This window comes from Corynebacterium afermentans subsp. lipophilum (genome assembly GCF_030408375.1).
GTDB lineage: Bacteria > Actinomycetota > Actinomycetes > Mycobacteriales > Mycobacteriaceae > Corynebacterium > Corynebacterium lipophilum.
Map to the genome: position 1 here is coordinate 1,418,441 of NZ_CP046530.1, position 24,760 is coordinate 1,443,200.

General features: G+C 65.5%; 24 protein-coding genes and 2 pseudogenes. 9 read left to right on the plus strand and 17 right to left on the minus strand.

Translation table 11 applies throughout. The annotated features are described in order from the left end of the window. Positions 1 to 157 precede the first annotated feature (157 nt). Together CAFEL_RS06810 and CAFEL_RS06815 are read left to right on the plus strand one after the other, a co-directional pair. The gene (locus CAFEL_RS06810) at positions 158 to 1,219 is read left to right on the plus strand and encodes an oxygenase MpaB family protein (protein ID WP_194559446.1); all 1,062 of its coding nucleotides are present in this window, start codon (positions 158 to 160) and stop codon (positions 1,217 to 1,219) included. A 98-nt stretch (positions 1,220 to 1,317) separates the two neighbouring features. Further along, the gene (locus CAFEL_RS06815; RefSeq protein ID WP_194559447.1) at positions 1,318 to 2,901 is read left to right on the plus strand and encodes a succinic semialdehyde dehydrogenase; all 1,584 of its coding nucleotides are present in this window, start codon (positions 1,318 to 1,320) and stop codon (positions 2,899 to 2,901) included. A 73-nt stretch (positions 2,902 to 2,974) separates the two neighbouring features. Here the strand turns inward: CAFEL_RS06815 and CAFEL_RS06820 are convergent, their stop codons facing one another. The 4 genes from CAFEL_RS06820 to CAFEL_RS06835 form a co-directional block, all read right to left on the minus strand. Beyond that, a complete protein-coding gene (locus CAFEL_RS06820) occupies positions 2,975 to 5,263 on the minus strand; it encodes a polyribonucleotide nucleotidyltransferase (protein WP_194559448.1) in 2,289 nt (762 codons plus the stop codon). 151 nt (positions 5,264 to 5,414) lie between these two features. Continuing rightward, positions 5,415 to 5,684, minus strand: coding sequence for a 30S ribosomal protein S15 (gene rpsO, locus CAFEL_RS06825; protein WP_034998704.1), 270 nt, complete (start codon positions 5,682 to 5,684; stop codon positions 5,415 to 5,417). Positions 5,685 to 5,787: 103 nt separating this feature from the next. Next, complete coding sequence (locus CAFEL_RS06830) at positions 5,788 to 6,750, minus strand: nucleoside hydrolase (protein WP_194559449.1); 963 nt, start codon at positions 6,748 to 6,750, stop codon at positions 5,788 to 5,790. Next, the gene (locus CAFEL_RS06835) at positions 6,747 to 7,715 is read right to left on the minus strand and encodes a bifunctional riboflavin kinase/FAD synthetase (RefSeq protein ID WP_194559450.1); all 969 of its coding nucleotides are present in this window, start codon (positions 7,713 to 7,715) and stop codon (positions 6,747 to 6,749) included. The genes CAFEL_RS06830 and CAFEL_RS06835 overlap by 4 nt, the downstream gene beginning before the upstream one ends. A gap of 31 nt (positions 7,716 to 7,746) precedes the next feature. On the opposite strand from CAFEL_RS06835, the gene truB reads away from it, so the two are divergent. Then, positions 7,747 to 8,640 carry a tRNA pseudouridine(55) synthase TruB gene (gene truB / locus CAFEL_RS06840; RefSeq protein WP_194559451.1) on the plus strand — a complete coding sequence of 298 codons (894 nt, stop codon included), beginning with the start codon at positions 7,747 to 7,749 and terminating at the stop codon, positions 8,638 to 8,640. Positions 8,641 to 8,806: 166 nt separating this feature from the next. On the opposite strand, the gene CAFEL_RS06845 is transcribed toward truB, so the two are convergent. From CAFEL_RS06845 to infB, 6 genes are all read right to left on the minus strand, one after another. Continuing rightward, positions 8,807 to 9,469 (minus strand): 4'-phosphopantetheinyl transferase family protein, encoded by a 663-nt coding sequence (locus CAFEL_RS06845; protein ID WP_194559452.1) that lies wholly within the window; start codon positions 9,467 to 9,469, stop codon positions 8,807 to 8,809. Further along, positions 9,469 to 10,269: a metallophosphoesterase family protein gene (locus CAFEL_RS06850; protein WP_194559453.1), complete on the minus strand. Its 801-nt coding sequence runs from the start codon at positions 10,267 to 10,269 to the stop codon at positions 9,469 to 9,471. Before CAFEL_RS06850 ends, CAFEL_RS06845 begins: the two co-directional genes overlap by 1 nt. After that, positions 10,266 to 11,603, minus strand: coding sequence for an MATE family efflux transporter (locus tag CAFEL_RS06855; protein ID WP_228496173.1), 1,338 nt, complete (start codon positions 11,601 to 11,603; stop codon positions 10,266 to 10,268). Before CAFEL_RS06855 ends, CAFEL_RS06850 begins: the two co-directional genes overlap by 4 nt. Then, on the minus strand, positions 11,596 to 12,588 hold the full coding sequence (locus CAFEL_RS06860) for a DHH family phosphoesterase (RefSeq protein WP_194559454.1): 993 nt from the start codon (positions 12,586 to 12,588) through the stop codon (positions 11,596 to 11,598). Before CAFEL_RS06860 ends, CAFEL_RS06855 begins: the two co-directional genes overlap by 8 nt. After that, the gene (rbfA, locus tag CAFEL_RS06865) at positions 12,581 to 13,021 is read right to left on the minus strand and encodes a 30S ribosome-binding factor RbfA (RefSeq protein WP_194559455.1); all 441 of its coding nucleotides are present in this window, start codon (positions 13,019 to 13,021) and stop codon (positions 12,581 to 12,583) included. The genes CAFEL_RS06860 and rbfA overlap by 8 nt, the downstream gene beginning before the upstream one ends. 117 nt (positions 13,022 to 13,138) lie before the next feature. Continuing rightward, entirely contained in the window at positions 13,139 to 14,974 is a 1,836-nt protein-coding gene (gene infB / locus CAFEL_RS11240; protein ID WP_353959481.1) for a translation initiation factor IF-2, read from the minus strand. Between infB and CAFEL_RS11245 the strand changes: the two are divergent. Next, a pseudogene (locus CAFEL_RS11245) lies at positions 14,969 to 15,565 on the plus strand (hypothetical protein); the annotation flags it as partial. The gene infB and the pseudogene CAFEL_RS11245 overlap by 6 nt on opposite strands. A 339-nt stretch (positions 15,566 to 15,904) precedes the next feature. Here the strand turns inward: CAFEL_RS11245 and CAFEL_RS11250 are convergent. The 4 genes and pseudogenes from CAFEL_RS11250 to rimP all read right to left on the minus strand — a co-directional run. Further along, positions 15,905 to 15,997, minus strand: a pseudogene (locus tag CAFEL_RS11250) (translation initiation factor IF-2 N-terminal domain-containing protein); the annotation flags it as partial. A gap of 105 nt (positions 15,998 to 16,102) precedes the next feature. Continuing rightward, positions 16,103 to 16,435 carry a YlxR family protein gene (locus CAFEL_RS06875; protein WP_063936871.1) on the minus strand — a complete coding sequence of 111 codons (333 nt, stop codon included), beginning with the start codon at positions 16,433 to 16,435 and terminating at the stop codon, positions 16,103 to 16,105. A gap of 142 nt (positions 16,436 to 16,577) precedes the next feature. Continuing rightward, positions 16,578 to 17,597 carry a transcription termination factor NusA gene (gene nusA, locus CAFEL_RS06880; RefSeq protein WP_194559457.1) on the minus strand — a complete coding sequence of 340 codons (1,020 nt, stop codon included), beginning with the start codon at positions 17,595 to 17,597 and terminating at the stop codon, positions 16,578 to 16,580. Continuing rightward, positions 17,594 to 18,145 carry a ribosome maturation factor RimP gene (gene rimP, locus CAFEL_RS06885; RefSeq protein ID WP_194559458.1) on the minus strand — a complete coding sequence of 184 codons (552 nt, stop codon included), beginning with the start codon at positions 18,143 to 18,145 and terminating at the stop codon, positions 17,594 to 17,596. Before rimP ends, nusA begins: the two co-directional genes overlap by 4 nt. Before the next feature lie 31 nt (positions 18,146 to 18,176). Here rimP and CAFEL_RS06890 point away from each other — a divergent pair, with 31 nt between their 5' ends. Continuing rightward, on the plus strand, positions 18,177 to 18,992 hold the full coding sequence (locus tag CAFEL_RS06890) for a hypothetical protein (protein WP_290171975.1): 816 nt from the start codon (positions 18,177 to 18,179) through the stop codon (positions 18,990 to 18,992). A gap of 21 nt (positions 18,993 to 19,013) precedes the next feature. Here the strand turns inward: CAFEL_RS06890 and CAFEL_RS06895 are convergent, their stop codons facing one another. Beyond that, on the minus strand, positions 19,014 to 20,801 hold the full coding sequence (locus CAFEL_RS06895) for a proline--tRNA ligase (protein ID WP_194559459.1): 1,788 nt from the start codon (positions 20,799 to 20,801) through the stop codon (positions 19,014 to 19,016). 31 nt (positions 20,802 to 20,832) lie between these two features. Here CAFEL_RS06895 and CAFEL_RS06900 point away from each other — a divergent pair, with 31 nt between their 5' ends. From CAFEL_RS06900 to CAFEL_RS06915, 4 genes are all read left to right on the plus strand, one after another. Beyond that, the gene (locus CAFEL_RS06900) at positions 20,833 to 21,519 is read left to right on the plus strand and encodes a YaaA family protein (protein WP_194559460.1); all 687 of its coding nucleotides are present in this window, start codon (positions 20,833 to 20,835) and stop codon (positions 21,517 to 21,519) included. A gap of 2 nt (positions 21,520 to 21,521) precedes the next feature. After that, entirely contained in the window at positions 21,522 to 22,247 is a 726-nt protein-coding gene (locus CAFEL_RS06905) for a DUF1648 domain-containing protein (RefSeq protein WP_194559461.1), read from the plus strand. Between the two features lie 93 nt (positions 22,248 to 22,340). After that, on the plus strand, positions 22,341 to 23,462 hold the full coding sequence (locus CAFEL_RS06910) for an ATP-binding protein (RefSeq protein ID WP_194559462.1): 1,122 nt from the start codon (positions 22,341 to 22,343) through the stop codon (positions 23,460 to 23,462). A gap of 33 nt (positions 23,463 to 23,495) precedes the next feature. After that, positions 23,496 to 24,233, plus strand: coding sequence for an NAD-dependent deacylase (locus tag CAFEL_RS06915; protein WP_194559463.1), 738 nt, complete (start codon positions 23,496 to 23,498; stop codon positions 24,231 to 24,233). Here CAFEL_RS06915 and CAFEL_RS06920 read toward each other — a convergent pair. Continuing rightward, complete coding sequence (locus CAFEL_RS06920) at positions 24,230 to 24,484, minus strand: Txe/YoeB family addiction module toxin (RefSeq protein WP_194559464.1); 255 nt, start codon at positions 24,482 to 24,484, stop codon at positions 24,230 to 24,232. The genes CAFEL_RS06915 and CAFEL_RS06920 overlap by 4 nt on opposite strands. Beyond that, entirely contained in the window at positions 24,484 to 24,735 is a 252-nt protein-coding gene (locus CAFEL_RS06925; RefSeq protein ID WP_194559465.1) for a type II toxin-antitoxin system Phd/YefM family antitoxin, read from the minus strand. The genes CAFEL_RS06920 and CAFEL_RS06925 overlap by 1 nt, the downstream gene beginning before the upstream one ends. Positions 24,736 to 24,760 lie beyond the last annotated feature (25 nt).

Here is a 24,760-nt window from a genome sequence, read left to right on the forward strand (position 1 = left end):
ACACCGTAGCACATCGTTTGTAAGGGGTTTAACAACACATCGACATCCGATTGACGCTATTATCAGTGACCTAGTTCGCAGAGTCTAAATCCGTGTATTACACTTCACATACACAAACACTCGTCCGCGGAACACCCAGAGAGAAGGAAGATCGCAGATGTCTCACGCACTTGCACCCGAAGGGGCAGACGCCCGTAGGAACGAATCCGCAGAGGACACCCGCTTCGCGCAGCCGGACAACCTGGAAAAGCCGGAGCGAGCGAAGCGGGAACTGAAGCGAGCACCGCTCGGCCCGGATTCTCTGCTGTGGAAGTGGGGTTCGGACCAGCGCCTGCAGCTCCTGCGCGGCTACACCGGCGTGCTGCAGAACATGCACCCGGCGATTGGCCAGTCGCTGCTGGACCACTCCAAATTCTTCGAAGAGCCCTTCGCGCGCCTTGAGCGCTCCACCCCGCAGATCATTTACTCCATCTACGATGACGGCACCCGCGCCAAGATGATCCGCGATTACCACCACACCATCAAAGGCAAGCTGCGCAACGGCGAGCGTTACCACTCCTTGAACCCGGACGTGTACTGGTGGGCCCACGCCACCTTCGTCTGGCGCGTCATCTGGGCACAGGAGCTCTTCGGCACTCCCTTTACCCGCGCGGAGAAGGAACAGATCATCCAGGAAGGCGTGACGTGGTGGGACATGTACGGCATGTCCGAACGCCCGGTCATCGACACCCTCGACGGTTACATCAAGTACTTCGAGGAGATGGAGAACACCGTTCTCGAACGCAACGAAACGGTCGACTTCGCTCTGCGCACCGCCCGAGTGGAGCCGGTCAAGGCTCCGGACGGCGTGCCTGAGGCCGTGTGGAAGGTCATTTGGAAGCCACTCATGAACAGTGTCATCTGGCTGACCTACGGCACGCTGAGCGATAAGCAGCGCGAGATCTTGGACCTGCCGTGGACCAGGAAGGACCAGCGCCGGTTCGACCGCATCGCCAAGGCCGTGAAGAAACTGTTCACTATCCTGCCGGAGGACAAGCGCTACATGGAACCGGGACGCTCCATGATGATCAAGGCAGGGATGATCGATGGCAAGTACAAGGAGCCGAAGCTTGCCGACGCATACAACGGCCACGGCGATGGCGGGGCGGACACCACCGCCAAGACGGATGCTCAAAGCGGCGACGCAGACGAGCGACGCGCCGCCGGTTGCCCCTTCTAACCGTTCCTCCACCCCACCACCGCTGACTCTGCATCTCCCCCGCAGGTGTCTCCGGTGCTGGGGTGTTCTTCTCGTTCACCCAATATTACGGAGACCTCATGGCTATCACTCGTTTGAAAGAACAACCGCTCCCGGTGGATTTCCTCGACCGGCTGCAGAAATTCACCACTAACGCGACGACCGGCTCCCTGTATACAGGCGAGCGTAAGGCAGTTACATCACCGTTCTTCGAAGGGGAACTCGGCTGGGTCGGTGTCGGCACCGCCGCCGACGTGGATGAGGCCTTCAAGCTCGCCCGCCGGGCCCAGCCATTGTGGGCCGCTAAACCTGTGAAGTACCGCGCCGCTCTGCTTGAGCGCTTCCACGACCTAGTCAAGGAAAACCGTGAGCTTCTCGCGGACATCGTCCAACTTGAAACCGGCAAGGACCGCACCGCGGCGTACGACGAAGTGTTGGACGTGATGAACAACGCCCGTTACTACGCCAATATCGCCGCTGATGAGCTCGAGATGAAGGGGCGCCCGGGCGCGTTTCCCCTCATCACCAAGACCGTGGAGCAGCGGGTACCGAAGGGCGTCGTCGGCCAGATCAGTCCATGGAACTACCCGTTGGCGCTCGGCATCTCGGATGCGCTCGCCGCGCTCGTCGCAGGCAATGCCGTGATTGCCAAGCCGGACCTGAACACCCCGTTTTCCAACATCATCTCGCTGAACCTCCTGCTCAACGCCGGCCTTCCGCACGATGTGTTCCAAATTGTCACAGGCACCGGCCGCGAGGTAGGCCAGGCAATCGCCCAGCAGTGCGACTACCTCATGTTCACCGGCTCCACCGCCACCGGCAAGTTGCTGGGCAAGGTTGTCGGCGAACGCCTCGTGGGGTATTCCGCCGAGCTCGGCGGCAAGAATCCGATGATCATCGCGCCGGATGCCGACATCCAGGCCCACATCGACACCATCGCCACAGCCTGCTTCTCCAATTCCGGCCAGCTGTGTGTCTCCATCGAACGCATCTACGTGCCCGAAGAGATCTTCGACCGCTTCGTCGGCGCGTTCCGTGATGCGACCCAGCGAATCAAGCTGGGGTCAGGCTTGAACTGGAACTACCAGATGGGCTCGCTGATCAACCAGAACCAATTGGACACCGTGCAACGGTTTGTCGATGATGCCGTGTCCAAGGGCGCGACCGTCATCACCGGCGGCAAGACCCGCCCGGATCTGGGGCCGTTCTTCTTCGAGCCGACAGTGCTCACAGACGTCAGCGAGGACGCAGACCTGCTCACCCAGGAGGTCTTCGGGCCCGTCGTCTACGTCCAGCGCGTGGCGGATATCGACGAGGCAATCCGCTTGGCCAACCGCACCAACTACGGTCTCAACGCCTCCGTTTTCGGCGCTCCCGAGACGGCATGGGAGATCGCCGAGCAGCTCCAAGCAGGCGGCGTGACCATTAACGACGGCTACGCGGCGACCTGGGCATCCGTGTCCACCCCGCTCGGCGGCGTGAAGGAGTCGGGTGTGGCCCGCCGCCACGGCCCCGAAGGCCTGACCAAGTACACCGAGGTCAAAAACATCTCCCAGCAGCGGATCATGCCCATGCGTGGCCCGAAGCAGATGCCGCGCAGGTACTACGGCGAGCTCATGACCACGGCGCTCGATCTGGGCAAAAAGCTCCGTTTCTTGCCGTGAGGTAAACGTCGATAAGCAAGAAAGCGGGTGCTCTCACCACGAGAGCACCCGCTTTTCGACGACTACCTGACGGTTACTCGCCGTCCTCGACCGGAACCAACGAGATCTTGCCGCGGTTGTCGATGTCGCGGATTTCCACCTCGACCTTGTCGCCGACGTTGATGACGTCCTCGACGTTTTCCACGCGGGTGTTGCCGCCCAGGTTGGAGATGTGGATCAGGCCGTCGGTGCCCGGCATGATGGACACGAACGCGCCGAAGGCCACGGTCTTGACCACGGTGCCGAGGTAGCGCTCGCCGACCTTCGGCATCTGCGGGTTGGCAATCGCGTTGATCTTCTCGATCGCGTCATCTGCTGCCTCGCCGGATGCGGCGGAGACGAACACGGTGCCGTCGTCCTCGATGGAGATCTCGGCGCCGGTGTCCTCGGTGATCTGGTTGATGGTCTTGCCCTTCGGGCCGATGACCTCGCCGATCTTGGCCACGGGGACCTTCACGGTGGTGATCTTCGGAGCGAGCGAGTTCATCTCGTCCGGGCCCTCGATAACCTCCGCCATGGTGTCGAGGATGGCGTCGCGCGCGTCGCGGGCCTGGGTCAGGGCTTCTGCCAGCACCTTCGACGGGATGCCGTCGAGCTTGGTGTCCAGCTGCAACGCGGTGATGAACTCGCGGGTGCCGGCAACCTTGAAGTCCATGTCGCCGAACGCGTCCTCCGCGCCGAGGATGTCGGTCAGCGCGACGTACTCGGTTTCACCGTTGACCTCGCCGGAGACCAGGCCCATGGCGATGCCGGCGACCGGGGCGGCCAGCGGCACGCCCGCGTTGTACAGCGACAGCGTGGAGGCGCACACCGAGCCCATGGAGGTCGAGCCGTTGGAGCCCAGCGCTTCGGAGACCTGGCGGATGGTGTACGGGAAATCCTCGCGCGACGGGATCACCGGCAGCAGCGCGCGCTCCGCGAGTGCGCCGTGGCCGATCTCGCGACGCTTCGGGGAGCCGACGCGGCCGGTCTCGCCGGTGGAGTACGGCGGGAAGTTGTAGTGGTGGATGTAGCGCTTGGAGTCCTCCGGGTGCAAAGAATCCAGGTGCTGCTCCATCTTCAGCATGTCCAAGGTGGTCACGCCCAAAATCTGGGTCTCGCCGCGCTCGAACAGGGCGGAGCCGTGGGCGCGCGGGATGAGCTCGACCTCGACCTCGAGGTCGCGGATGTCGGTCACGCCGCGGCCGTCGATGCGGAAGCCCTCGGCGAGGATCTTCTCGCGCACGATCTGCTTCATCAGCGCGTTGTAGGCCGCGCGGATCTCCTTCGACGCCGCCGCGTACTCCTCGCGGTCATCGTCGTCGATGTCGAAGTCGTCGAGCAGGCTGTCCTCGATATCTTCCATGTACTCGTTGGTGGCCTCGTCGCGCTCGGCCTTGCCCTTGATCGTCAGCAGCTTGGCCAGCTTCTTGGACGCCTTCTTCTCCACGGCGTTGAAGACCTTGTCGGAGTACGCCGGGAAGAGCGGGAACTCCTTGGTCTCCTTGGACATTTCGTCGGCCAGGCTGCGCTGGGCGCGGCACAGCGTCTCAATGAACGGCTTGGCGGCCTCGATGCCCTCGGCGACGGTGGACTCGGTCGGTGCCGGGTAGCCGGCCTCGATCTGCTTGACCACGTTCACGCCGGCGCCAGCCTCCACCATCATGATGGCTACGTCTTCTTCGGTCTTGCGGCCGCGCTTGCGCTCGACCATGCGGCCGGCGACAACCATCTCGAACAGGCAGCGCTCGTGCTGCTCGTGGTTCGGGAAGGCCACCCACTGGCCCTCCGGGTGCTTGTCGTCCGCCAGCAGAGCCATGCGCACGCCACCGACCGGGCCGGAAACCGGCAGGCCGGACAGCTGGGTCGCGGCGGATGCGCCGTTGATGGCCACAACGTCGTAGTACTCCTCCGGGTGCTGCGACATCACGGTGATGACAACCTGCACCTCGTTGCGCAGACCCTTGACGAAGGTCGGGCGCAGCGGGCGGTCAATGAGACGGCAAGCCAAGATCGCCTGCGTGGAGGGGCGGCCCTCGCGGCGGAAGAAGGATCCCGGGATTTTGCCGGCGGCGTACATGCGCTCTTCCACGTCCACGGTCAGCGGGAAGAAGTCGAAGCCCTCGCGCGGTTGGTTGGACGCGGTGGTGGTGGCCAGCATCATCGTCTCGTCGTCGAGGTAGGTGGTCACGGAGCCGTCCGCCTGGCGCGCCAGCTGCCCCGTTTCAAAACGAATGGTGCGCGAGCCGAAGTCGCCGTTGTCCAGGGTGGCTACTGCCTCGGTGATGCCGAACTCCTCGTCCACGTGGACGTCGTACGAGTTCTTTGGCGTGAATTTACTCAAAAGGATCCGTCTCCTTGAAGGTTCGTGGCGATCATCGGTGCCGCCTGGTCGTGTTTCTCATGCAACGGCCAATGATGATAACAAAAAACGCCCCACCGTGCTGGTGAGGCGTTCTTTTTGGGCCGCAGCTTAACCGCAGCTTTGCGCGTGATTAACGGCGCAGGCCCAGGCGACCGATCAGGTCACGGTAGCGCTCGACGTTGTTCTCGCGCAGGTACTTCAGCAGACCGCGACGACGGCCGACGAGCAGCAGCAGGCCACGGCGGGAGTGGTGGTCGTGCTGGTGGTCCTTGAGGTGCTCGGTCAGGTTGTTGATGCGCTCGGTGAGCAGCGCAACCTGCGCCTCCGGAGAGCCGGTGTCGGTCTCGTGCAGGCCGTAGTTCTTGAGGATTTCGCTCTTCTTCTCAGTGGACAGTGCCATGAGGTACTCCTTGGTTGTTTCAGTTCGCGTTCTACGGAAAAAGTCTTTGCTACGCCGTGACTGCCGCGAACCACAGTCGGGTGGCGCAAGACCTCGGAAGAGGTTACACGACCGGGGTTGCCTGAGCCAAAACACTCAACCGGTGCATGAACTCCTGCAAAAAGCCCGCCGTGTCCACCCGCACGGCCACTGCGGCGTGCTTGTCCGGGTCGTTGAGCCGGGCCTCGTCGCCGATGGTGCGCCCGCGCGTTTCGCCTTCCGTGTCCACCTTCATGTTGATGCCCAGGGTGTCCACCAGGCCCGGGTCGATCGCCACCGCTACCGCCAGCGGGTCGTGCAGACCGCAACCGCCCAGGTGCGGCGAGGTGGTCTTGTATGCGTCGATGTAGTAGTTCGTAATGTCCGCCAAGAACGCGCCACCGACTGTGCCCAGCTCGGCCCACTTCGCGGTCTCCGCAGTAGTCAGCAGCGTCTGGAGGGTCACATCCAGGCCGATCATGGTGACGTTGCGCAGGCTGCGGAACATCAGGTCGGTCGCCTCCGGGTCCTGGTGGATGTTCGCCTCCGACCACGCCGTGACGTTGCCCGGCACGGTCAGCGCACCGCCCATCATCACAATCTGCGCGCCGTCGCGGAACACGTTGGACGCCTCGATCGCGGCGGCGATGGTAGTGGACGGGCCGGTGGGCACGATCACCAATTCGTCGCCGTACTTGTGCACCGAATCAACCAGGAAATCCACCGCGGAAGTCTGCTCAACCTGGCGGGCGGCATCCGGGATCTCAACCTCGCCGATACCGTTTTGACCGTGGATGAACGCGGAGATCTCCTGGACTTCAAACGAGTCCTTGGCGCGGGCGTGGCCCGGGCCTTCGAACACTGGCACGTCCGTACGGCCGAACAGCTCCAGAATTGCCAGGGTGTTGCGCACGGATTGCTCCACCACGACGTTGCCGTAGGTGCAGGTCACGCCGATAAGCTCAACTTCCGGCAAGGCGAGCGCGTACGCGAGAGCCAGGGCATCGTCGATGCCGGTGTCCAAATCCAGGATCAGCTTGGTGGTCATGCCCCGAGAATATCGCGGGTGCGGGAAACGTCGCGGGACATGTGTTTCAAAAGCTCGTCCACGGAGTTAAACTTGAGCATGTCGCGGACTTTTTCCACGAATTCCACGCGCGCCATGCGCCCGTACAGTTCCGCGTCGCGGTCCAGCACGAAGGACTCCACGCTGCGTCGCGCGTCGCCGAACGTGGGGTTAGTGCCCACGGAAATCGCCGCCGGGTAGCGCACGCCGGGTTCCATGTCGCCGTCGATTTCGCCGTCGTCGATGATGGTCAGCCAGCCGGCGTACACGCCGTCCGCGGGCACTGCGGAGGTGTCGGAGGCGTACTGGTTCGCCGTGGGGTAGCCCAGCTCCCTGCCGCCGCGGCCCGCGCCGCGCTCAATCGGCGCGGTGACGGAAAACGGCCGGCCCATGAAGTCTGTGGCCAGGGCGACGTCGCCGCCGGAAAGATGGTCGCGGATGGCAGTGGAACAAATCCGCACTTCGCCTTCGCCGAGCAGTTTGACGATGGTCACGTCCACGCCCGCCCGCTCCCCGAGCTGCGCCATGTCGGTGGCGGTGCCGGCGGCGTCCCGGCCGAAGGTGAAGTTCTCCCCCACCAGCACGTGCTTCGCGCCCAGGGTGGAAACCAGCACGTCTTCCATGTACTCCGCAGGCGTCAGGCCGGCGAGTTCTTCGCGGAAATCGATGACCACAAGCTCGTCCACGCCCAGGTCGGCGATGTGGCGGGCGCGCTCGTCGAGAGGCATCAGCGCCCGCGGCGCGCGCTCCGGAGCAAAAATGGTCACGGGGTGCGGGTCGAAGGTCATCACAACGCACGGCACGCCGAGCTCACGAGCGGTCTCCACCGCTTTGGAAATGAGCAGCTGGTGGCCCCGGTGCACTCCGTCGAACACACCGATAGTGACTACCGTGCCGGTTTCCGCGAAGGAATCCGGCACACTCGAAAGCCCGCGCAGAATATCCACGGGGACTTAGGGTACGGCATAATCGCGAGACATGAACGATCCCCTCGCCACTTCCGGAATCGTCGTCGTGGACAAGCCCGCTGGCATGACCAGCCACGACGTTGTCGCACGCCTGCGCCGCTTCTTCGGCACCCGCAAAGTCGGCCACGCGGGCACGCTCGACCCCATGGCAACCGGTGTGCTGGTGGCGGGCATCGAGCGCGGCACGAAGCTTCTGGCCCACCTCGTGGCCGAGGACAAGGTGTACGAAACCACCATCCGCCTGGGCGCGTCGACGACAACGGATGATGCCGAAGGCGCGACCGTCGATACGCATGATGCTTCCGGGATCACAGATGAGGCGATCCGCGCGGAGGTGGCAAAGCTGACCGGCACGATCATGCAGGTGCCGTCGAAGGTCTCCGCCATCAAGATCGACGGGCGGCGCGCGCATGAGCTCGTGCGCGCCGGCGAGGAGGTGGACATCCCCGCGCGCGAGGTGACCATCCACTCTTTCGACCTCGGCGAGATCCGCCGCGACGGCGAGTTCGTGGACGTCGATGCGCGCGTGCACTGCTCTTCCGGCACCTACATCCGCTCGCTCGGGCGCGACCTGGGTGCGGCCTTAGGTGTCGGGGGGCATTTGATTGCCTTACGACGCTCCCGTGTCGGCGCATTCTCCCTCACCGATGCACGCACCCTGGACCAGCTCGAGAACTCCGCCGAGCTGTCGCTGAGCCTGGACGACGCCTTGATTCGCGTGTGGCCGGTCCTCTACATCACGGCAGACGAATACGATGCCCTGGCCATGGGCAAGTGGTTGGAGCCGCGCGGGCTCAAGGGCGTCCACGCGGCGGTGGGGCCGGACGGGCGCGCGGTGGCGCTTGTGAAGGAGAAGGGCAAGCGCCTGGCCACAGTGTTCGTCGCACGCCCCTCGACGCTGTAGGGGGTCGCGTTCGCTGCCCAGTCCTGCTCCGCCCTGCCCCGCCCTGCCCTCGATGCACAAACCCTGGGATCGAGAGCCTGGGTTCGCGCAAAAATCGGCGGATCCCTGGGTCTAGATCCCAGGGTTTGCGGGAGGAGGTGTCAGCCGTCGATCCTGCGCACGGGTGCTACCGCACGTAGGTGGCGGTGACCACGTAGTTGCAGCGCTCGATCCAGCGGCCCTCGAACAACGGCACTGGGGCGGGCCGCGCCAACAGCTGGGAGGTGAAGGACCCGTCGGTGCGCAGCTCGATTTCGGCTTCGTCGAAGTCCAGCCAGCGCCGGGTCATCGGGTACCAGCACTTGTAGGTGGCTTCCTTGGCGCAAAACAGCAGCCGATCCGCCCAGGTGTAGCCGTCGGCCTGCAGTCTTTTCACCATCGCGATCTCGGTTTCGCTGGCGATGGAGCGCAGCACCCCATCTGGAAGCGGCTCTGCCGGCTCCGCGTCCAGGCCCATGGAGTGCACGTGGCGGGTGGAGGCGGCCACGGCCGCGCGGAGCCCGTCGGTGTGCGTGAGGGAGCCGGTGAACCCCTCGGGCCACAGCGGCATGCCCCTCTCCCCTCGCAGGATGGCCCCAGCCGATTTCACGCCGAGTTCACGCAGCGCCTGGTGCGCGCACCAGCGGGCGTCGCCGAACTCGCCTTTGCGCACGTCCACTGCGGCGCTGACCTCGTTGCGCTCGTCGGGGTGCAGGTCCTCGTAGCGGGTCAGGTCGACGGCGTCGGTCGTGTCGTCGGTGAGGTAAAACACGCAGCGTGCTTCGGGAGGGAACAGCAAAACGTCTTGCATCACTGCTCAACCTCCATGACCGGGTACGGGAACGGCTGCGCGGACGGGTGTTGCTCCCATTCGCGCGGGTAGCCGAGAGACGCTTCAATGTGCTCTATTCCGTCGACAGTTGTCACCCCCGGCATGTGCAGGTGACCGTACACGACGGCCCTCGCGTTGTAGCGCTGGGCCCAGGTTCGTGTGTGCCGGGTGCCGCACCACAGGGCGATGTCGGACCACTGCATGCGCTGGACCGGCTCCTGCACCAGCGGCCAGTGGTTGATCAGGATTGTGGGGCCGTTGATGCGGGAGAGCCGCTTGGTGGTGTAAGCCAGCCGGTCCCAGCACCAGGCGCGGATGTCCACGAAGGGGGCAATGGCGACCTCGTCGGTCATCACCACGTTGTTCTCGTGCGCGGCGGCGAGCGCCTCTTCCACCGTGAGGTCGCGGGCGCGGAACGAATAGTCGTAGAGGGTGAACAGCGGGCAGATGGTCACCCCGCCGAAAACCGGGTAGCGGTCCTCGGGAGTGATCACGCCGATCGCTCGCATGGCCTGCACCAGCATCGTGTATTTTTCACGGCCTCGGTGTCTGTCCGCCGAGCGGCAGAACAGCTCGTGGTTGCCCGGCACCCACACCACGGTGTCGAAGCGTTCGGCCAAATTTTCCATCACTTGGATGATCAGCTCTGGCCGCTCGGCGACGTCGCCCGCCACGATGAGCCAGTCCGACGGGTCGGCCGGCTCGATTGCGTCGATCTTCGGGCAGTTGCGCTTCACCGCCGCGTGTAGGTCGCTGACGGCCCAGAGCGTGGTGGTCATTCCTCTTTCTTACCATCTACGCCGGACACGGCCCACCGCATTGAGCGGAACCTCCACACCACGCCGATCAATCGCGTGGCTACCTGAGCGAGTTGCCCGACCCAGATGCCGGTGAGGCCCCAGCCAAACACCCCGGCGGCCAGGATGATCGGCAGCGCCACCGCCAGCAGCGAAAACAGTGTGAGGTTGCGCAGGAACGCGGCGTCGGCGGCACCAAGCAGCACGCCGTCGAGGGCGAAGACGGCACCGCCAACCAGGATCATCCCGATGAGCAGGAACCAGGGAACCCGCAGCGTATCGACGACATCCGGGTCCGACGTAAACAGAGTCTGGATCGGTACAGCGAACACCGCGAACACGGCGGACAGCGCCACCGCGAAGACCATCGAGTATTTCAGTACCTTCAGCCCCACGGCGCGGGCCTGCTGCGCTCCCCCGCGGCCCAGCGCGGAGCCAGTGAGTGTTTGCGCCGCGATCGCCAGCGAGTCAAGCACGAGCGTGAGAAAGTTCCACAGCTGCAGCATGAGCTGGTGCGCGGCAAGCGCCACCACCCCGATCCGGCCTGCGATAGCCGCGGCGGCCAGAAGCGAGACTTGGAAGGACAGCGAGCGCAAGATCAGGTCCCGGCCCAGCACGAGCTGGCGTTTGATCACGCTCCAGCGCGGCGCCCAGCTGCCGCCGTACCTAGCGTTTTCGCGCACCAGCACGACCACGAACAGCGCGGCGGTAATGCCCATGCCGATCACGTTGGACACCGCCGAGCCAACGAGCCCGTAGCGCCCCACCAGGATCGGCAGCAGGATCGCGCCCGGTATCAGGCCGCACAGTGTCAGGTAAAACGGCAATTTGGTGTTTTGCACGCCGCGCATCCAGCCATTGCCAGCCATGATCGCAAGCGTTAACGGCACGGCGAAAACCGACACGCGCATCCACTGGGCGGCCCGCACGCTCGTCTCATAGTCGTTGGCGAGCGCCTCGGCGAGGGGTTGCGCGAACAGCCCAACAATAAGCGCCAGCAGCGTGCCGACGCCTAGCGCCACCCACGTGGCCTGCACCCCCTCCGCCACTGCTTTGTCGCGTTGGCCGGCGCCGAAAAAGCGCGAACTGCGCGCAGTGGTGCCGTAGGACAAAAACGTCAGCTGGGTAGTCACCGTGGACTGGATCGCCGCCCCCGCCGCAAGCGCGGCGAGCTGGGCGGTGCCGAGCCGGCCCACCACCGCAGTGTCTAGCAGGAGGTAGAGCGGGTTGGCGGCCAAGACGCCGAGCGCTGGCAAGGCGAGCATCAGGATCTCGCGGCCCATGGAACGTTGCTTTGCTGGTTGCCAGTTACTCATCAGGCTCCGGGAACGCGTCGAGAAGCTTGCGGATCACCTCGTTGCGGCTGCCACTGGCAGAATAACCGGCGGCAGCCCAGTGGCCGCCTCCGCCCAGCTGCTGCGCGACGGCGGAGACATCCACCACAACCGAGCGCAGCGACATCGCCCATTGTTTCGGCGCCTGCTCCTTGAGCACCACGCCAACGTCGGTGCCTTCCAGCGAGCGGGCGTAATCGATGATCGACTCCACCGCCGTCTGGCTCATCCGCGAGTGGATGCCGACCGGGATGGTCAGCACCGCCACCGACAGGCCCTTCGTGGGCACGATGTGGGTTTTCGCGAGCACCTCGCCCATCAGCTGCAGGTCCACCGGACCCATCGTGTCCATCAGGTCGAGCGCGATCTGGCGGGTGTTCAGCCCGTACTCCATCAGCTCGGCGGCGAAGACGTGCATGCGCGGTGTGCCCCAGCGGAAGCTGCCCGTGTCCGTGACCAGGCCGGCGTACAGGCCGTAGGCGATGTCCGGGTCCAATTCCACGCCGAGGCAGCCCAGCAGCTCGCGGATCATCACGGTGGTGGATTCGCTCTCCACAATCAGGTTCATCCCGCCGAAGCCGGGGTTGGTGTTGTGGTGGTCGATCACGATGACTCGCGAGGGGTCCTCCAGGATCGCCGGCATGAGCGAGCCGGTGCGGTCCGCAGATGCGCAGTCCACGGTGACCACGAGGCCGTCGTCAGGCAGCGGCGCTCCGTAGTGGATGCGGTCCACGCCCGGGATGGTGCGCATGTTCGCCGAGTGTGGCAGCGGCTGGCCGATGTAAACCTGCACGTTTTTGCCCAGCTTCTCCAGCCCGAACGCCAGCGCGCATGCGGAACCGATCGCGTCCGCGTCCGGCTTAATATGCGCGACCACCGAGATCTTCTCGGCGGCGCGCACACGGGAGGCGGCGGCCTCGAACTGCACCGCCGCCTCCGGTAAGTACACCGGTGCCTGGCTAGACATCGTCACCTGTGCGCTTGTAGGGGTCGCTCTCACCCGCCGGCTTCGCGTTCGCGCGCAGCTTCGCCAGCTCCTCGTCGCGGGCGCGGGCCCGGCTCAGCAGCTCCTCCATGTGCGCGGAGGACTCCGGGACGGTGTCGCGCTCGAAGGAGATCGTCGGGGTGAAGCGCACGCTGAGCTGGTCGCCCACGATCTTGCGGATCTGCCCGCGGGCGCGGTTGAGCGCCTCGGCGGCCTGTTCGTAATCCGGTTCGTCGTCGATGTTGCGGCCGCGCACCGTGTAGTAGATGGTTGCGTCGTGCAGGTCGCCGGTGACGCGGGTGTCAGTGACGGTGACCAGTTCCAAACGCGGATCCTTCACCTCCCGCTCGATGGCGGATGCGACGATCGTCTGAATCTGCTTTGCCAGGCGCTGTGCGCGAGGGTTGTCAGCCATGCTCAACTCCTTTGTCCGAAACTTTCAATAGTGTAACCCCCGCCCTGCGCAGGTTCGCGCGGAGCGGGGGTTGGCGTCGATAAGCAATTGCTTTACGACGGTGACGGCGCTGCAGTGCTAGTCGCGCGGCACCTCGACCATCTCGTAGGTCTGGATGATGTCGCCGGTCTGAATATCCGGGTAGGACAGCACCATGCCGCACTCGTAGCCCTTGGCAACCTCGTTGGCGTCGTCCTTCTCGCGGCGCAGCGACTCGATGGTCGCGTCCGGGGTGATGACGTTGCCGTCGCGGACCAGGCGCAGCTTCGCGCCGCGCTTGACCTTGCCTTCGGTGACCATGCAGCCGGCGATGAGGCCGACAGCGGAGGCCTTGAAGATCTGACGGATCTCCGCCTCGCCCAGATCGCGCTCCTCGTAGATCGGCTTGAGCATGCCCTTGAGCGCGCTCTCGACATCCTCGATGGCCTGGTAGATCACCGAGTAGTAACGGATCTCCACGCCCTCGGCGTTGGCCTCCTCGGTGGCCTTGCCGTCGGCACGGACGTTGAAGCCGATGATGATCGCGTCCGACGCCGCCGCGAGGGTGACGTTGGTCTGGGTCACAGCACCGACACCGCGGTCGATGATGTTGACCTGCACCTCGTCGTCGACCTCGATCTTGAGCAGCGCCTCCTCCAGGGCTTCCACCGAACCGGCGTTGTCGCCCTTGAGGATGAGGTTGAGCTGGCTGCGCTCCTTGAGCGCCTGATCCAGATTCTCCAGGGACACGCGCTTCTTACGACGCGCCTGCATAGCCGCGCGCTGACGAGCATCACGCTGCGCAGCAATCTGGCGGGCCACGCGGTCGTCGTCGACCACGAGCAGGTTGTCGCCCGGGCCGGGGACACCGTTGAGGCCCTGGACCTGGACCGGGCGGGACGGGCCCGCCTCCTCCACGTCGTTGCCCCACTCATCGACCATGCGACGCACGCGACCGAAGTTGCCGCCGACGACGATGGAGTCGCCGACACGCAGGGTGCCGCGCTGCACGATCACAGTGGAGACCGGGCCGCGGCCGCGGTCCAGGTGGGACTCGATGGCCACGCCCTGGGCGTCCATGTCCGGGTTCGCCGTCAGCTCGAGCGCCGCGTCCGCGGTGAGCAGCACAGCCTCGAGCAAATCGTCGATGCCGGTGCCCTGCTTCGCCGAGATGTCGATGAACATCGTGTCACCGCCGTACTCTTCCGGCACCAGGCCGTACTCGGTGAGCTGGCCGCGGATCTTGTCCGGCTGAGCCTCCGGCTTATCCACCTTGTTCACCGCAACCACGATCGGCAGCTCCGCCGCCTTGGCGTGGTTGATCGCCTCGACGGTCTGCGGCATCACGCCGTCGTCCGCCGCCACAACCAGGATGGCCAAGTCGGTGGACTTGGCGCCGCGGGCACGCATGGCAGTAAACGCCTCGTGACCCGGGGTATCCAGGAACGTGATCTTGCGCGGCCGGTCCTCGAGGGTGACCTCGGTCTGGTACGCGCCGATGCCCTGCGTAATGCCGCCGGCCTCGCCGCGACCCACGTTTGCCTTGCGGATCGAGTCCAGGAGGCGGGTCTTACCGTGGTCGACGTGGCCCATGACGGAAACCACTGGCGGGCGGTGCTCAAGGGCCTCTTCGCCGCCTTCGTCCTCGCCGAACTGCAGGTCGAAGGACTCGAGCAGCTCGCGGTCCTCGTCCTCAGGCGAGACGATCTGAACCTCGTAGTTGATCTCGGCGCCGAGCAGCTGCAGCGTGTCCTCGGACACGGACTGCGTCGCCGTCACCATTTCACCGAGGTTGAACAGCGCCTGAACCAGCGACGACGCCTCGGTGTTGATCTTCTCTGCAAGGTCAGACAGGGTCGCGCCTTGGCGCAGGCGGACGGTCTTGCCGCCGCCGTCGGGGAGACGAACGCCACCGATGACGTTCGGCTTGTGCATCTCCTCGTATTCAGCCCTCTTCTGGCCCTTGGACTTACGGCGCTTGCCGGGTGCACCACCCGGACGTCCGAATGCACCAGCGGTACCGCCACGACGGCCGCCGCGACCGCGGAATCCGCCGCCCGGACCACCGAAACGGGGGCCACCCGGTCCACCGCCGCGACCACGGCCACCGCCGCGGCCTCGACCGCCCGGGGCGGCCGCCTTCGACGGCATCTGTGTCGGGGACGGACCTGCAGGCATATCCGCCGGGGACGGACGCTTGCCGCCGCCCTGGCGTGCGCCACCGGGGCGCGGGCCACCCTGGCCCGAGCCGGAACGGCCGCCGCCCGGACGCCCGCCACCCGGACGTGGCGGACGCTGCCCACCACCGGTGTTGGAAGAGAACGGGTTGTTGGCCACACGCGGGCGACCCGGCTTCGGCACCGGACGCGGCATAGCGCCCGGGGTCGGAGCGCCACCCTTTGCGCCAGGTTTCGGCGCACCCGGCTTCGGCGCGCCCGGCTTTGCGCCCGGCTTTCCGGCTGCGGGCTTCGGCCCGCCCGGCTTTGCGGTTGCCGGCTTCGGTGCACCCGGTTTTGCGGCAGCCGGCTTCGGCGCGCCCGGCTTGGGCGCGCCCGGCTTCGCCGCTGCGGGCTTCGGTGCGCCCGGCTTCGGCGCGGACTGGCCCGCGGGCTTCGCCCCCGGCTTGGGGGCACCCGGGGCCGGCTTGTCGTCCGCCGGCTTCGACTGCGGGCCAGGCTTCGGGGTGGCCGACTTCGGCGCCGCTGCCTTCGCACGGTTCTGGCCCGGCTTCTTCAGCGGCGGCTTCTTCGGACCAGCCTCGCCCTTCTTCTCCTCGGCAGCGTCGTTGCCGCCGGCCTGCTTGGCGTAGTGCGCCTTCATCTTCTTCACGACGGGCGGCTCGATGGTCGACGACGCCGTCTTCACAAACTCACCCTGCTCCTTGAGCGTGGCAAGCAGTTCCTTACTTGTTACGCCGAGCTGTTTGGCCAACTCATGAACGCGTAGCTTTCCGGACACGTATCTCCTCTTCGTTGTTGCTAGGAGCAGTGCCCTTCCGGCTACCTGCCCCTAGACGTGGTCAGTGACATTCATCGCTGATGCTGCTTCATCGTTGCGTACTCATCAGTGTTCAGTCTTTCCTTTTTCGTCTGGGTCGTTTACCTCATCGCAATTGCTTTGCGACGACGCAAGGTACGTACGTACATGACCTAGGTCCACCGCAGTGGACAGACGGAGCGCCCGCCCGAAGGCACGGCGTTGTTCCGCCAGCTCGACCGCATCCAACGAGGGCGTGATCCACGCTCCCCGGCCAGGAAGCTTCCTGGCCGGGTCCGCAAGCACACGCCCCGGCACGTCAGGGTCGGCGACAACCCGCAGCAGCTGGGTATCCGGCTGCGCGGTACGGGTGGCGATGCAGGTTCGGGTGCGGATCGGCTGCTTGCGCGCAACACCCATCCGCGTCCCTTCCTTTCACGCCATCATCCTCGCCGCACCTAATCATGCGGACACAAAAGCCGTATAACACTGTACGCCAAAACCCGCTGGATCTATATTCCCAGCGGGTTTCCTGGTTACAGCGGTGTAATTTCTCTGTGAACTACTCTGCCGCGTCTGCGTCGGAGCGGATGTCGATCTTCCAGCCCGTCAGACGCGCCGCGAGGCGGGCGTTCTGCCCTTCCTTGCCGATGGCCAGCGACAGCTGGTAATCCGGCACAGTCACGCGAGCCGCCTGCGCCTCAAGGTCCAGCACCTCGACGGAAACCACCTTCGACGGGGCCAGGGAGTTGCCGACGTACTTGGCGGGGTCCTCGTCCCAGTCGATGATGTCGATTTTCTCGCCGCCGAGCTCGGACATGATGTTGGTGACGCGAGCGCCGCGCGGGCCAATGCAGGCGCCCTTGGCGTTGACTCCCTTGACGGTGGCGCGCACCGCCACCTTGGAGCGGTGGCCCGCCTCGCGGGCGATGCCGACGATCTCCACGGAACCGTCCGCAACCTCCGGCACCTCGAGTGCGAACAGGCCGCGCACCAGTTCCGGGTGCGTGCGCGACAGGTTCACCTGCACACGCTTGTCGCCCTTGTTCACACCCACGACGTAGGCCTTGATGCGGTCGCCGTGCTTGAGATTTTCGCCCGGGATCTTCTCCGCCGGCAGCAGGATGCCGTCCTGCGGGTCTGCTTCGGTGCCCAGCTGGACAATGTTTAGGCCGCGTGCCTCCGCCTGCGCGTCGCGCTGGACGATGCCGGAGACCACTTGCCCCTCAAACCCGGAGTACTCGTCGTAGACGCGGCCGGCCTCCGCCTGGCGCAAGCGCCCCTTGATGGCGTCGCGCACGGCCACGGAGCCGATGCGGGAGAAGTTCACCGGAGTGTCGTCGTACTCGGAGACGACCTCGCCCTCAGCGTCCAGCTCACTGACAATGACGGCCACGTCGCCGGTCTCGGTGTCGATGTCGACGCGCGCTTTAGCGCTGTCGTCCCCCTTGACACCTGCATCCCCCTCCTTGAACTCGCGGTAGGAAAACAGCAGCGCATTTGCAATAGTCGCCAGCAAATCTTCCATGGCGATGCCCTGCTGTTCCTCGATCGCCTTCAGCGCGTTCAAGTCGATATTCACTTGTGTTCCTTTCCTTCCGCCGCAGCGGCCTCAAGCTCTTCAAACGCCCGATCCGCCAGCTCCGACTCGGTCGCCGGCGGGGCATTGAACTCAATTTCTACCACTGCTCCCGACAATTCAGAAACCGGCGAAATACGAACCTCCTCCCCCTTTTTCGTCGCGCGCACAAGCGCCACCAGAGTCTCGTCCGCGTCGAGCGGCCCCACGCGCCACTGCTCCCCACCCACCTTGACCTTGCGGCCGCGGTTGCGGCGGAAGTGCCGCGCCTCGGTTAACGGCAGGTCCACTCCCGGGGTGGTCAACTCCAGGGTGTAGCCCGCGCCGAAGTTCACCTCACCGCGTTCCTCGGCATCGTCGAAAAGCGAAGAGAGCTCCTGCGACACCTCCTCGAGGTCGTCGAGCGTCGGATGCTCGTCAGAGTCCAGAGCGATGACCACCTGCGACTTCTTGCCCGCCTTGACCGTGCGGATCTTCTCAATGTCCATGCCGTAGGTGCGCGCAACCGGTTCAACCATGCGCTCGATTGCCTCGTTCGTGGGAAAAGCCATGCCGACCAACCTAGCGTGTAACGTGCAGCGCGTGAAGAAACTCCTCCTGCTGCCCGCCGCCGCGCTTTTGCTCACCAGCTGCACCGTGATTGACGTTGTGGGTCCACGCGCGAACGGCGAGATCATGGCGCTGGCGAAGCAGGCCTCCGCCGACTGGGTTTTCGGAGACCCCGCACGGGAGCAGTGGCGCGAGATGCGCAAGAAGCAAAGCGAGGAGCTGAAAGGGGAAGCGCGCAGGCTGTGCGGCGTGGACGCTTCCGGCGACACCCCCGCCTCCTGCGACGTGAGCTACGGCGACACGGACCTGCCCGCCACGGGTAACGCGGACGCGCTGCTCGAGCACACCGTCGCCGCCGCCGACAAGGTGCCGGCGGAGTCCGTGGACCTCATCGTCGCCCAGGCTATCGACGCACTCACGCTCTCCCCCGTCGACCTCGCGCCTGTCACCGAAACTGTCTCGAATGCCGCGGACACGGAAGCGGCCCACGAGCTGCTCGCCCGCGAAAACGCCATGTACTACGGTCTCGGCGTCGCACTCGCCTACGCCGATTCCGATCTGCGCGAGCGCGTCGGCGAGCTGCGCGAGGCATCCCACGAGCGCACCGCGGCGCTCGCCCGCGTGCTGGGCCCTGTCGAAGGCGCGGCCGACGAGGCCCTCGTCCCGGCCGCCGGCTACGACTTCGCCGAGGGCTACGCCGAGCCTGCGAACGCAGAAGAGGCCGCCCAGCTGGTGAAGACCATGCAGGACGACCTAGTCAAGCAGTGGCGCTACGCCGCCGCGCACGCGGAGTCGGCTACCTGGCGCGAGGATGCCATCAGGCTGGCCGCGCACGCGCAGCGGACGTAGGGCGCGAGCAAACGCCGCGGACTACCCCAGGCGTTCCGCTACGAGCTCCTGGACCTTGGCCACGATCTGGTCGGCCGGGACCTCGAGGGTCTCGCCGCCGCGGATACGCAGCTCCACGATGCCGTCGGCGAACGCGCGGCCCAGGATGACGATGAACGGCATGCCCAAAAGTTCGGCGTCCTTGAACTTCACGCCCGGGGAGACCTTCGGGCGGTCGTCGAAAAGCACCTCGAGGCCCGCGTCGGACAGCTCGGCGGTGATGCGGTCGCCTGCCTCAAGTGCTGCGGCATCCTTGTTCGCCACCGCCACGTGCACCTGATACGGGGCGATCTCCACCGGCCAGACCAGGCCCTTGTCGTCGTGGCGCTGCTCCGCGATCACCGCGAGCATGCGAGAGATGCCGATGCCGTAGGAGCCCATGGTGGGCACGGCGCGCTTGCCGTTTTCGTCCAGGATCTGCACGTCCATGGCCTCGGTGTACTTGCGGCCGAGCTGGAAGATGTGGCCCAGCTCGATGCCGCGGGCGAGCTCCACGGTGCCGTTGCCGGACGGCGACGGGTCGCCCTCCTTGATCTCGGCGGCCTCGATGTAACCGTCGACGGTGAAGTCGCGGCCCGCAACCAGGCCCACTACGTGCTTGCCCGGTGCGTCCGCGCCGGTGATCCAGCTGGTGCCGTCGACCACGCGCGGGTCCGCCAGCACGCGCACGCCGTTTGCCTGCAGCGCGCGCGGGCCGACGTAGCCCTTCACCAAGAAGTCGTGCTTGTCAAAGTCCTCGTCGCTGGCCAACTCAAACGTGGCCGGCTCAAGCGAGGCCTCCAGGCGCTTCTCGTCCAGCTCGCGATCGCCCGGGATGAGCACACCGACGAGCTGTTCGCCGAACGGCTCGCCGTCCTCATCCAGCGCGCGCGGGTCATTGACCTTCACCATCATGCATTTGAGGGTGTCGCAGGCTTCGGCGGTGTGGCCGTCGATAAGCACGCCCTGCCCCTTCGCCCACTCCACGAGCGCCGCAATGGTCTCGGAGGACGGGGTGTCGTGCTCAACCGCCTCCGGCAGGCCGTCGAACGCGCGCGGCTCCGGAGCCACAGTGGTCACGGCCTCCACGTTGGCCGCGTAATCGCCCGCGGTGGAGACGACGAAGGTGTCCTCGCCGTTGTCCGAGTACGCCAAAAACTCCTCGGACGCGGAGCCGCCCATCGCACCGGAGGTGGCCTTGCAGATCTCGTAGCGCAGCCCCACGCGGTCGAAGATGCGCTGGTAGGCGGCGCGGTGGTTGGCGTAGGACTGATCCAGGCCCTCATCGGACATGTCGAAGGAGTAGCTGTCCTTCATCACAAACTCGCGCCCGCGCAGGATGCCGGCGCGGGGACGCGCCTCGTCGCGGTACTTCGTCTGAATCTGGTACAGCGTGACCGGGAAGTCCTTGTAGGAGGAGTAAAGATCCTTCACCGCGGTGGTGAACATCTCCTCGTGCGTGGGCCCGAGCAGCATGTCCGCGCCCTTGCGATCCTTCAGGCGGAACAGGTCGTCCCCGTATTCGGCCCAGCGGTTGGTGGCTTCGTAGGGCTCGCGAGGAAGCAGTGCCGGGAAGAGCAGCTCCTGGCCGCCCATCGCGTCCATCTCCTCGCGGACCACGCCCTCGATCTTGCGCAGCGCGCGCAGGCCAAGCGGCAGCCAGGAGTACACGCCGGGGGCGGCGCGGCGCACGTAGCCTGCGCGCACCAGCAGCTTGTGGCTGGGCACTTCAGCATCGGCGGGATCTTCGCGCAGCGTGCGCAGGAACAGCGTGGACAGGCGTGTAATCATGGTTTGGCAGTTTACCGCTAGGGTTTTGCGCATGCTGATCGTCCTCCCGCCTTCTGAAACCAAAGCGCCCGGCGGCACCGACGCTGCAATGCAGCTGTCATTTCCGTCGCTCGATCCGGTGCGCACTTTGCTTCTCGACGCCCTCACGGCCACCGACGTCAACACCATGATGCGCGAGCTGAAAATCCCCGCCGGCAAGCACGCGGAAGCCGAGGAGAACCTCGCGTTGCGTTCCGCGCCGGTGATGCCGGCGATCCAGCGCTACACCGGGGTGCTCTACGACGCACTTGAGGCTGCGACCCTGTCCCCGGACGCGCTGTCGCGTCTGGCCGTGGGCTCGGCGCTGTTCGGGGTGGTGCGCGCGGGCGACCTCATCCCCCGCTACCGCGTCTCCGGCGGCTCCAAGCTCGGCGGGAAGACGATGAAGTCGTGGTGGGGCTCTGCCGTGACGGAGGTGTTGGCCGAGGAAGACTTCGTGGTGGACATGCGCTCCGGCGCCTACCAGCAGCTCGGGCCGGTGCCGGGAGCGCTGACTGTGCGGGTGGAGCAGGCCGATACGGGCAAGGTGGTCAGCCACTTCAACAAGCAGTACAAGGGCGAGCTGGCCCGCGCACTAGCTTCGCACGACGCCGCGTGTGCCGAAGACATCGCTGACATTGCCGCCGCAGCCGGGTTCGATGTTTCGGTCGACGGCGCGCTGCTCACCATGCGGGTGTAGTTATGGCTTCCAACTACCGCCGCTACGGCCTGGCCGCGCTGATCTACACCGCCGGGTTCGCCTACATCCTCCTGCGCTGGGACGTGATCCCCGACCCGGTGCCGATACACGTCGGCCCCACCGGCGAGGCGGACGGCTTCGCGCCGAAGACGCTGCTCACAACGACCCTGCCGATGATCATCGGCATCGCGGTAACGCTGATGATGCCGCTGTTTCTGCCGCCGAGATCGCTTGCCCGGAACACCGTCGACGTCTCCGGCGATGGCGCGCTGCCGTTTTCGGAGACGGTGGCCCGGCGCGTCGAGAAGCTTTGCGATGCCTCCGCAGACGTGGTGTCCAAAATCATCCTCTCGCTGGCGGCGTTGCTCACGGTGACGAACATCGGCATGGTAGTGCCGGATGTGGCCATCCCGTTCTGGCTGGAGATCGCGCTGTTGATCGGCTTCACCGTCTACGTGGTGGTTGTTGCGCTGCGCATGACGAACGCGAAGGACGGCATTGAACCGGACGCAGACGAGCAGGCCCGCAACGAGCGGTTGCGCTACCAGGGCGGCATGGGCACCTACTCGGCGCCGAACGACCCGATGCTCGCCGCCGTGCTGCCGTCGAACCCGGGCAAGATCGCGGTGAACACCGCGCACGCGCCGGGCAAACAGTATCTGCGCCGGGTAATCGTTGGCGTGGTGATGATCGTGGCAGTACCCATGGCCATTGGGGTGGCGATGTAGCGGACGTGCGCGTCCCGCGGGAACTCTATCGTTTTATCGGTTTATCGGCCGCGTGCGTTTTATCGGTTTATCGGTTGCGGTAGACTGACCAGCATGGATAACCCATTCCGCCCAACTTTCGGCGCCAGCCCGCTGGTGTGGGCCGGCCGCGCCACGGTACTCACGGACTTCGAGCGTGCTATTTCCGGCACTGTCGGTAACCCCGATCGCTCGATCCTCATCTCCGGCTCCAGGGGCATCGGCAAGACGGTGCTGCTCACCGAACTCGAGGACATTGCGGCACGACAGGGCTGGGTCGTACTCCGCGCCTCGGCCCGGGAGAAGATCGCCGAGTCACTCATGCAGTCCGCCATCCCGGAGGCGATCAACAGGCTGTCCCCGCCACAACGGCGCCGCATCACCGGCGTATCCGTCGCCGGCATCGGATCAGTACGCACCGACGTGGAATCCAACGACCCGGTGCCCCGGCTGACCACCCAGCTGCGCGAGCTCATCTCGCACCTGCGCGACACCGGAGTGCTCATCACCATCGACGAGGTGCAAGACGCCTCACCGGAAGACCTCACCCAGGTCGCGGTGGCCTACCAGGACCTCGTCCGCGACGACCTCCCAGTAGCCGTGGCCATGGCGGGCCTCACCCACGGCATCAACGCCCTGCTGGATCTGCCCGGCGCGACATTCCTGCGCCGCGCCCGGCACTACGAACTCGGCCCACTGACGTTGGAGGACGCCCACACCGCACTGGCGGAAACCGCGCGCGACGGCGGCCGGCCCTTCGACGACGCGCAGCGGGCCGCCGAATTCAGCAAGGGCTACCCCTACCTCGTGCAGCTTGTCGGCTTTCTGTCCTGGGAGGCCGCGGACGAGCTCGGCTCGGACCGTCTCGACGCCCATGCCGTCTCCGCCGCGATCCCGCGCACGCTTGAACGCCTGGGTGTGCAGGTCCACCAACCTGCGTTGCGCGACGTCCCGGCACGGCAGATGGACTACCTCCAGGCTATGGCTGCGATCGAGGAAGAAACCGGTGGCGCCGAAATTGCGTCTTCCGCGCTGGCTGAACGGCTCGGCCGCCCCGCCACCTCCTTGTCGGACATCCGCGCCCGGCTTATTGCCCGTGACCTCATCACACCTGCCGGCTGGGGGCTTATCGAGTTCGCCCAGCCCTACCTGGGGCAATACCTCCGCGACCGCGGCCGCCCGCAGCGAATTAGCTAACGCGTACCCCCTGCGGAAGGTAGCGTTCGAACCATGGCCTTCCAGACCACCATCGACACCGCCCGCGCCCTCCTCACCGACGTCTCACACATTGAGGTCTTCACCGGCGCTGGCATGAGCGCCGACAGCGGCATCGCCACCTACCGCGACGCCCAGACCGGCCTGTGGGAGAACGTGGACCCGCAGGACATGGCGTCCATCGACGCGTGGCACAACGATCCGGACACCATGTTCGCCTGGTACCTCTGGCGCGCCCACCTCGCGCAACAGGCGGAGCCGAACGCGGGCCACGTTGCCGTCGCTAAGTCGCCGAAGACGACGGTGACCACACAAAACATCGACAACCTCCACGAGCGCGCAGGCAGCAAGGATGTCGTCCACCTGCACGGCTCACTGTTCGACTTTCGCTGCTCGCTTTGCGACGAAAACTTCGCCCAGCCCATCGACCTCCCCAAAGAACCCGTTGAGGCAATCACTCCCCCGGCCTGCCTGGAATGCGGCGGGCCAGTGCGCCCAGGGGTGGTCTGGTTCGGCGAGGCCCTGCCCCAGGCCGAGTGGAAAGAGGCGGAGCGCCGCATGCGCACCGCGGACGCGCTGGTGATCGTGGGCACGTCCGGGGTGGTCTACCCCGCCGCCGGCCTGCCGCTAATGGCGCACGCCCGCGAAATCCCCATCATCGAGGTCACCCCGATGCGCACGGACCTGTCCCACCTGGCCGACGTGGTCATTGAGGACACCGCCGCCAACGCCCTGCCTGCCCTTTTGGGCTAGTAGTGGTACCGCGCCTGGAGGATCACGAGATCCCCATCCGCAACCATGTACACCAGGCGGTGTTCCTGAGTGATGCGCCTTGACCACGCACCGTCAGCGCCATATTTCAGCGGTTCAGGCTTGCCAATCCCATCAAACGGTGCGCGAAGCGTGTCACGGAGCAGTTGATTTACACGCTTGAGTGTCTTCTTATCGTTGGTTTGCCAATACAGGTAGTCGTCCCACGCATCAGCGGTCCACACCAACCGCATTACCCGTCCAGATCGATGTCGTGTTCAGCAAACTTTCCGTTGAGCGCGTCGTCATAGGACCGTGCGAGTCGGCGCGCATTCTCTCGAGACTTGAACAGGTACGCCGTTTCTACCCATGCCTCGTAATCTTCCGCAGCCATCAAAACGGCGTTCCCGTGACGAGAGACAATCTCAACCGCGTCACGGTCTGTATTCACCCGTTCAATGAGCGGGTACAGCGTTCGTCGTGCCTCAGATGCGCTGATTGACATAGCGCCCTCCTTCATGTGGTACCGC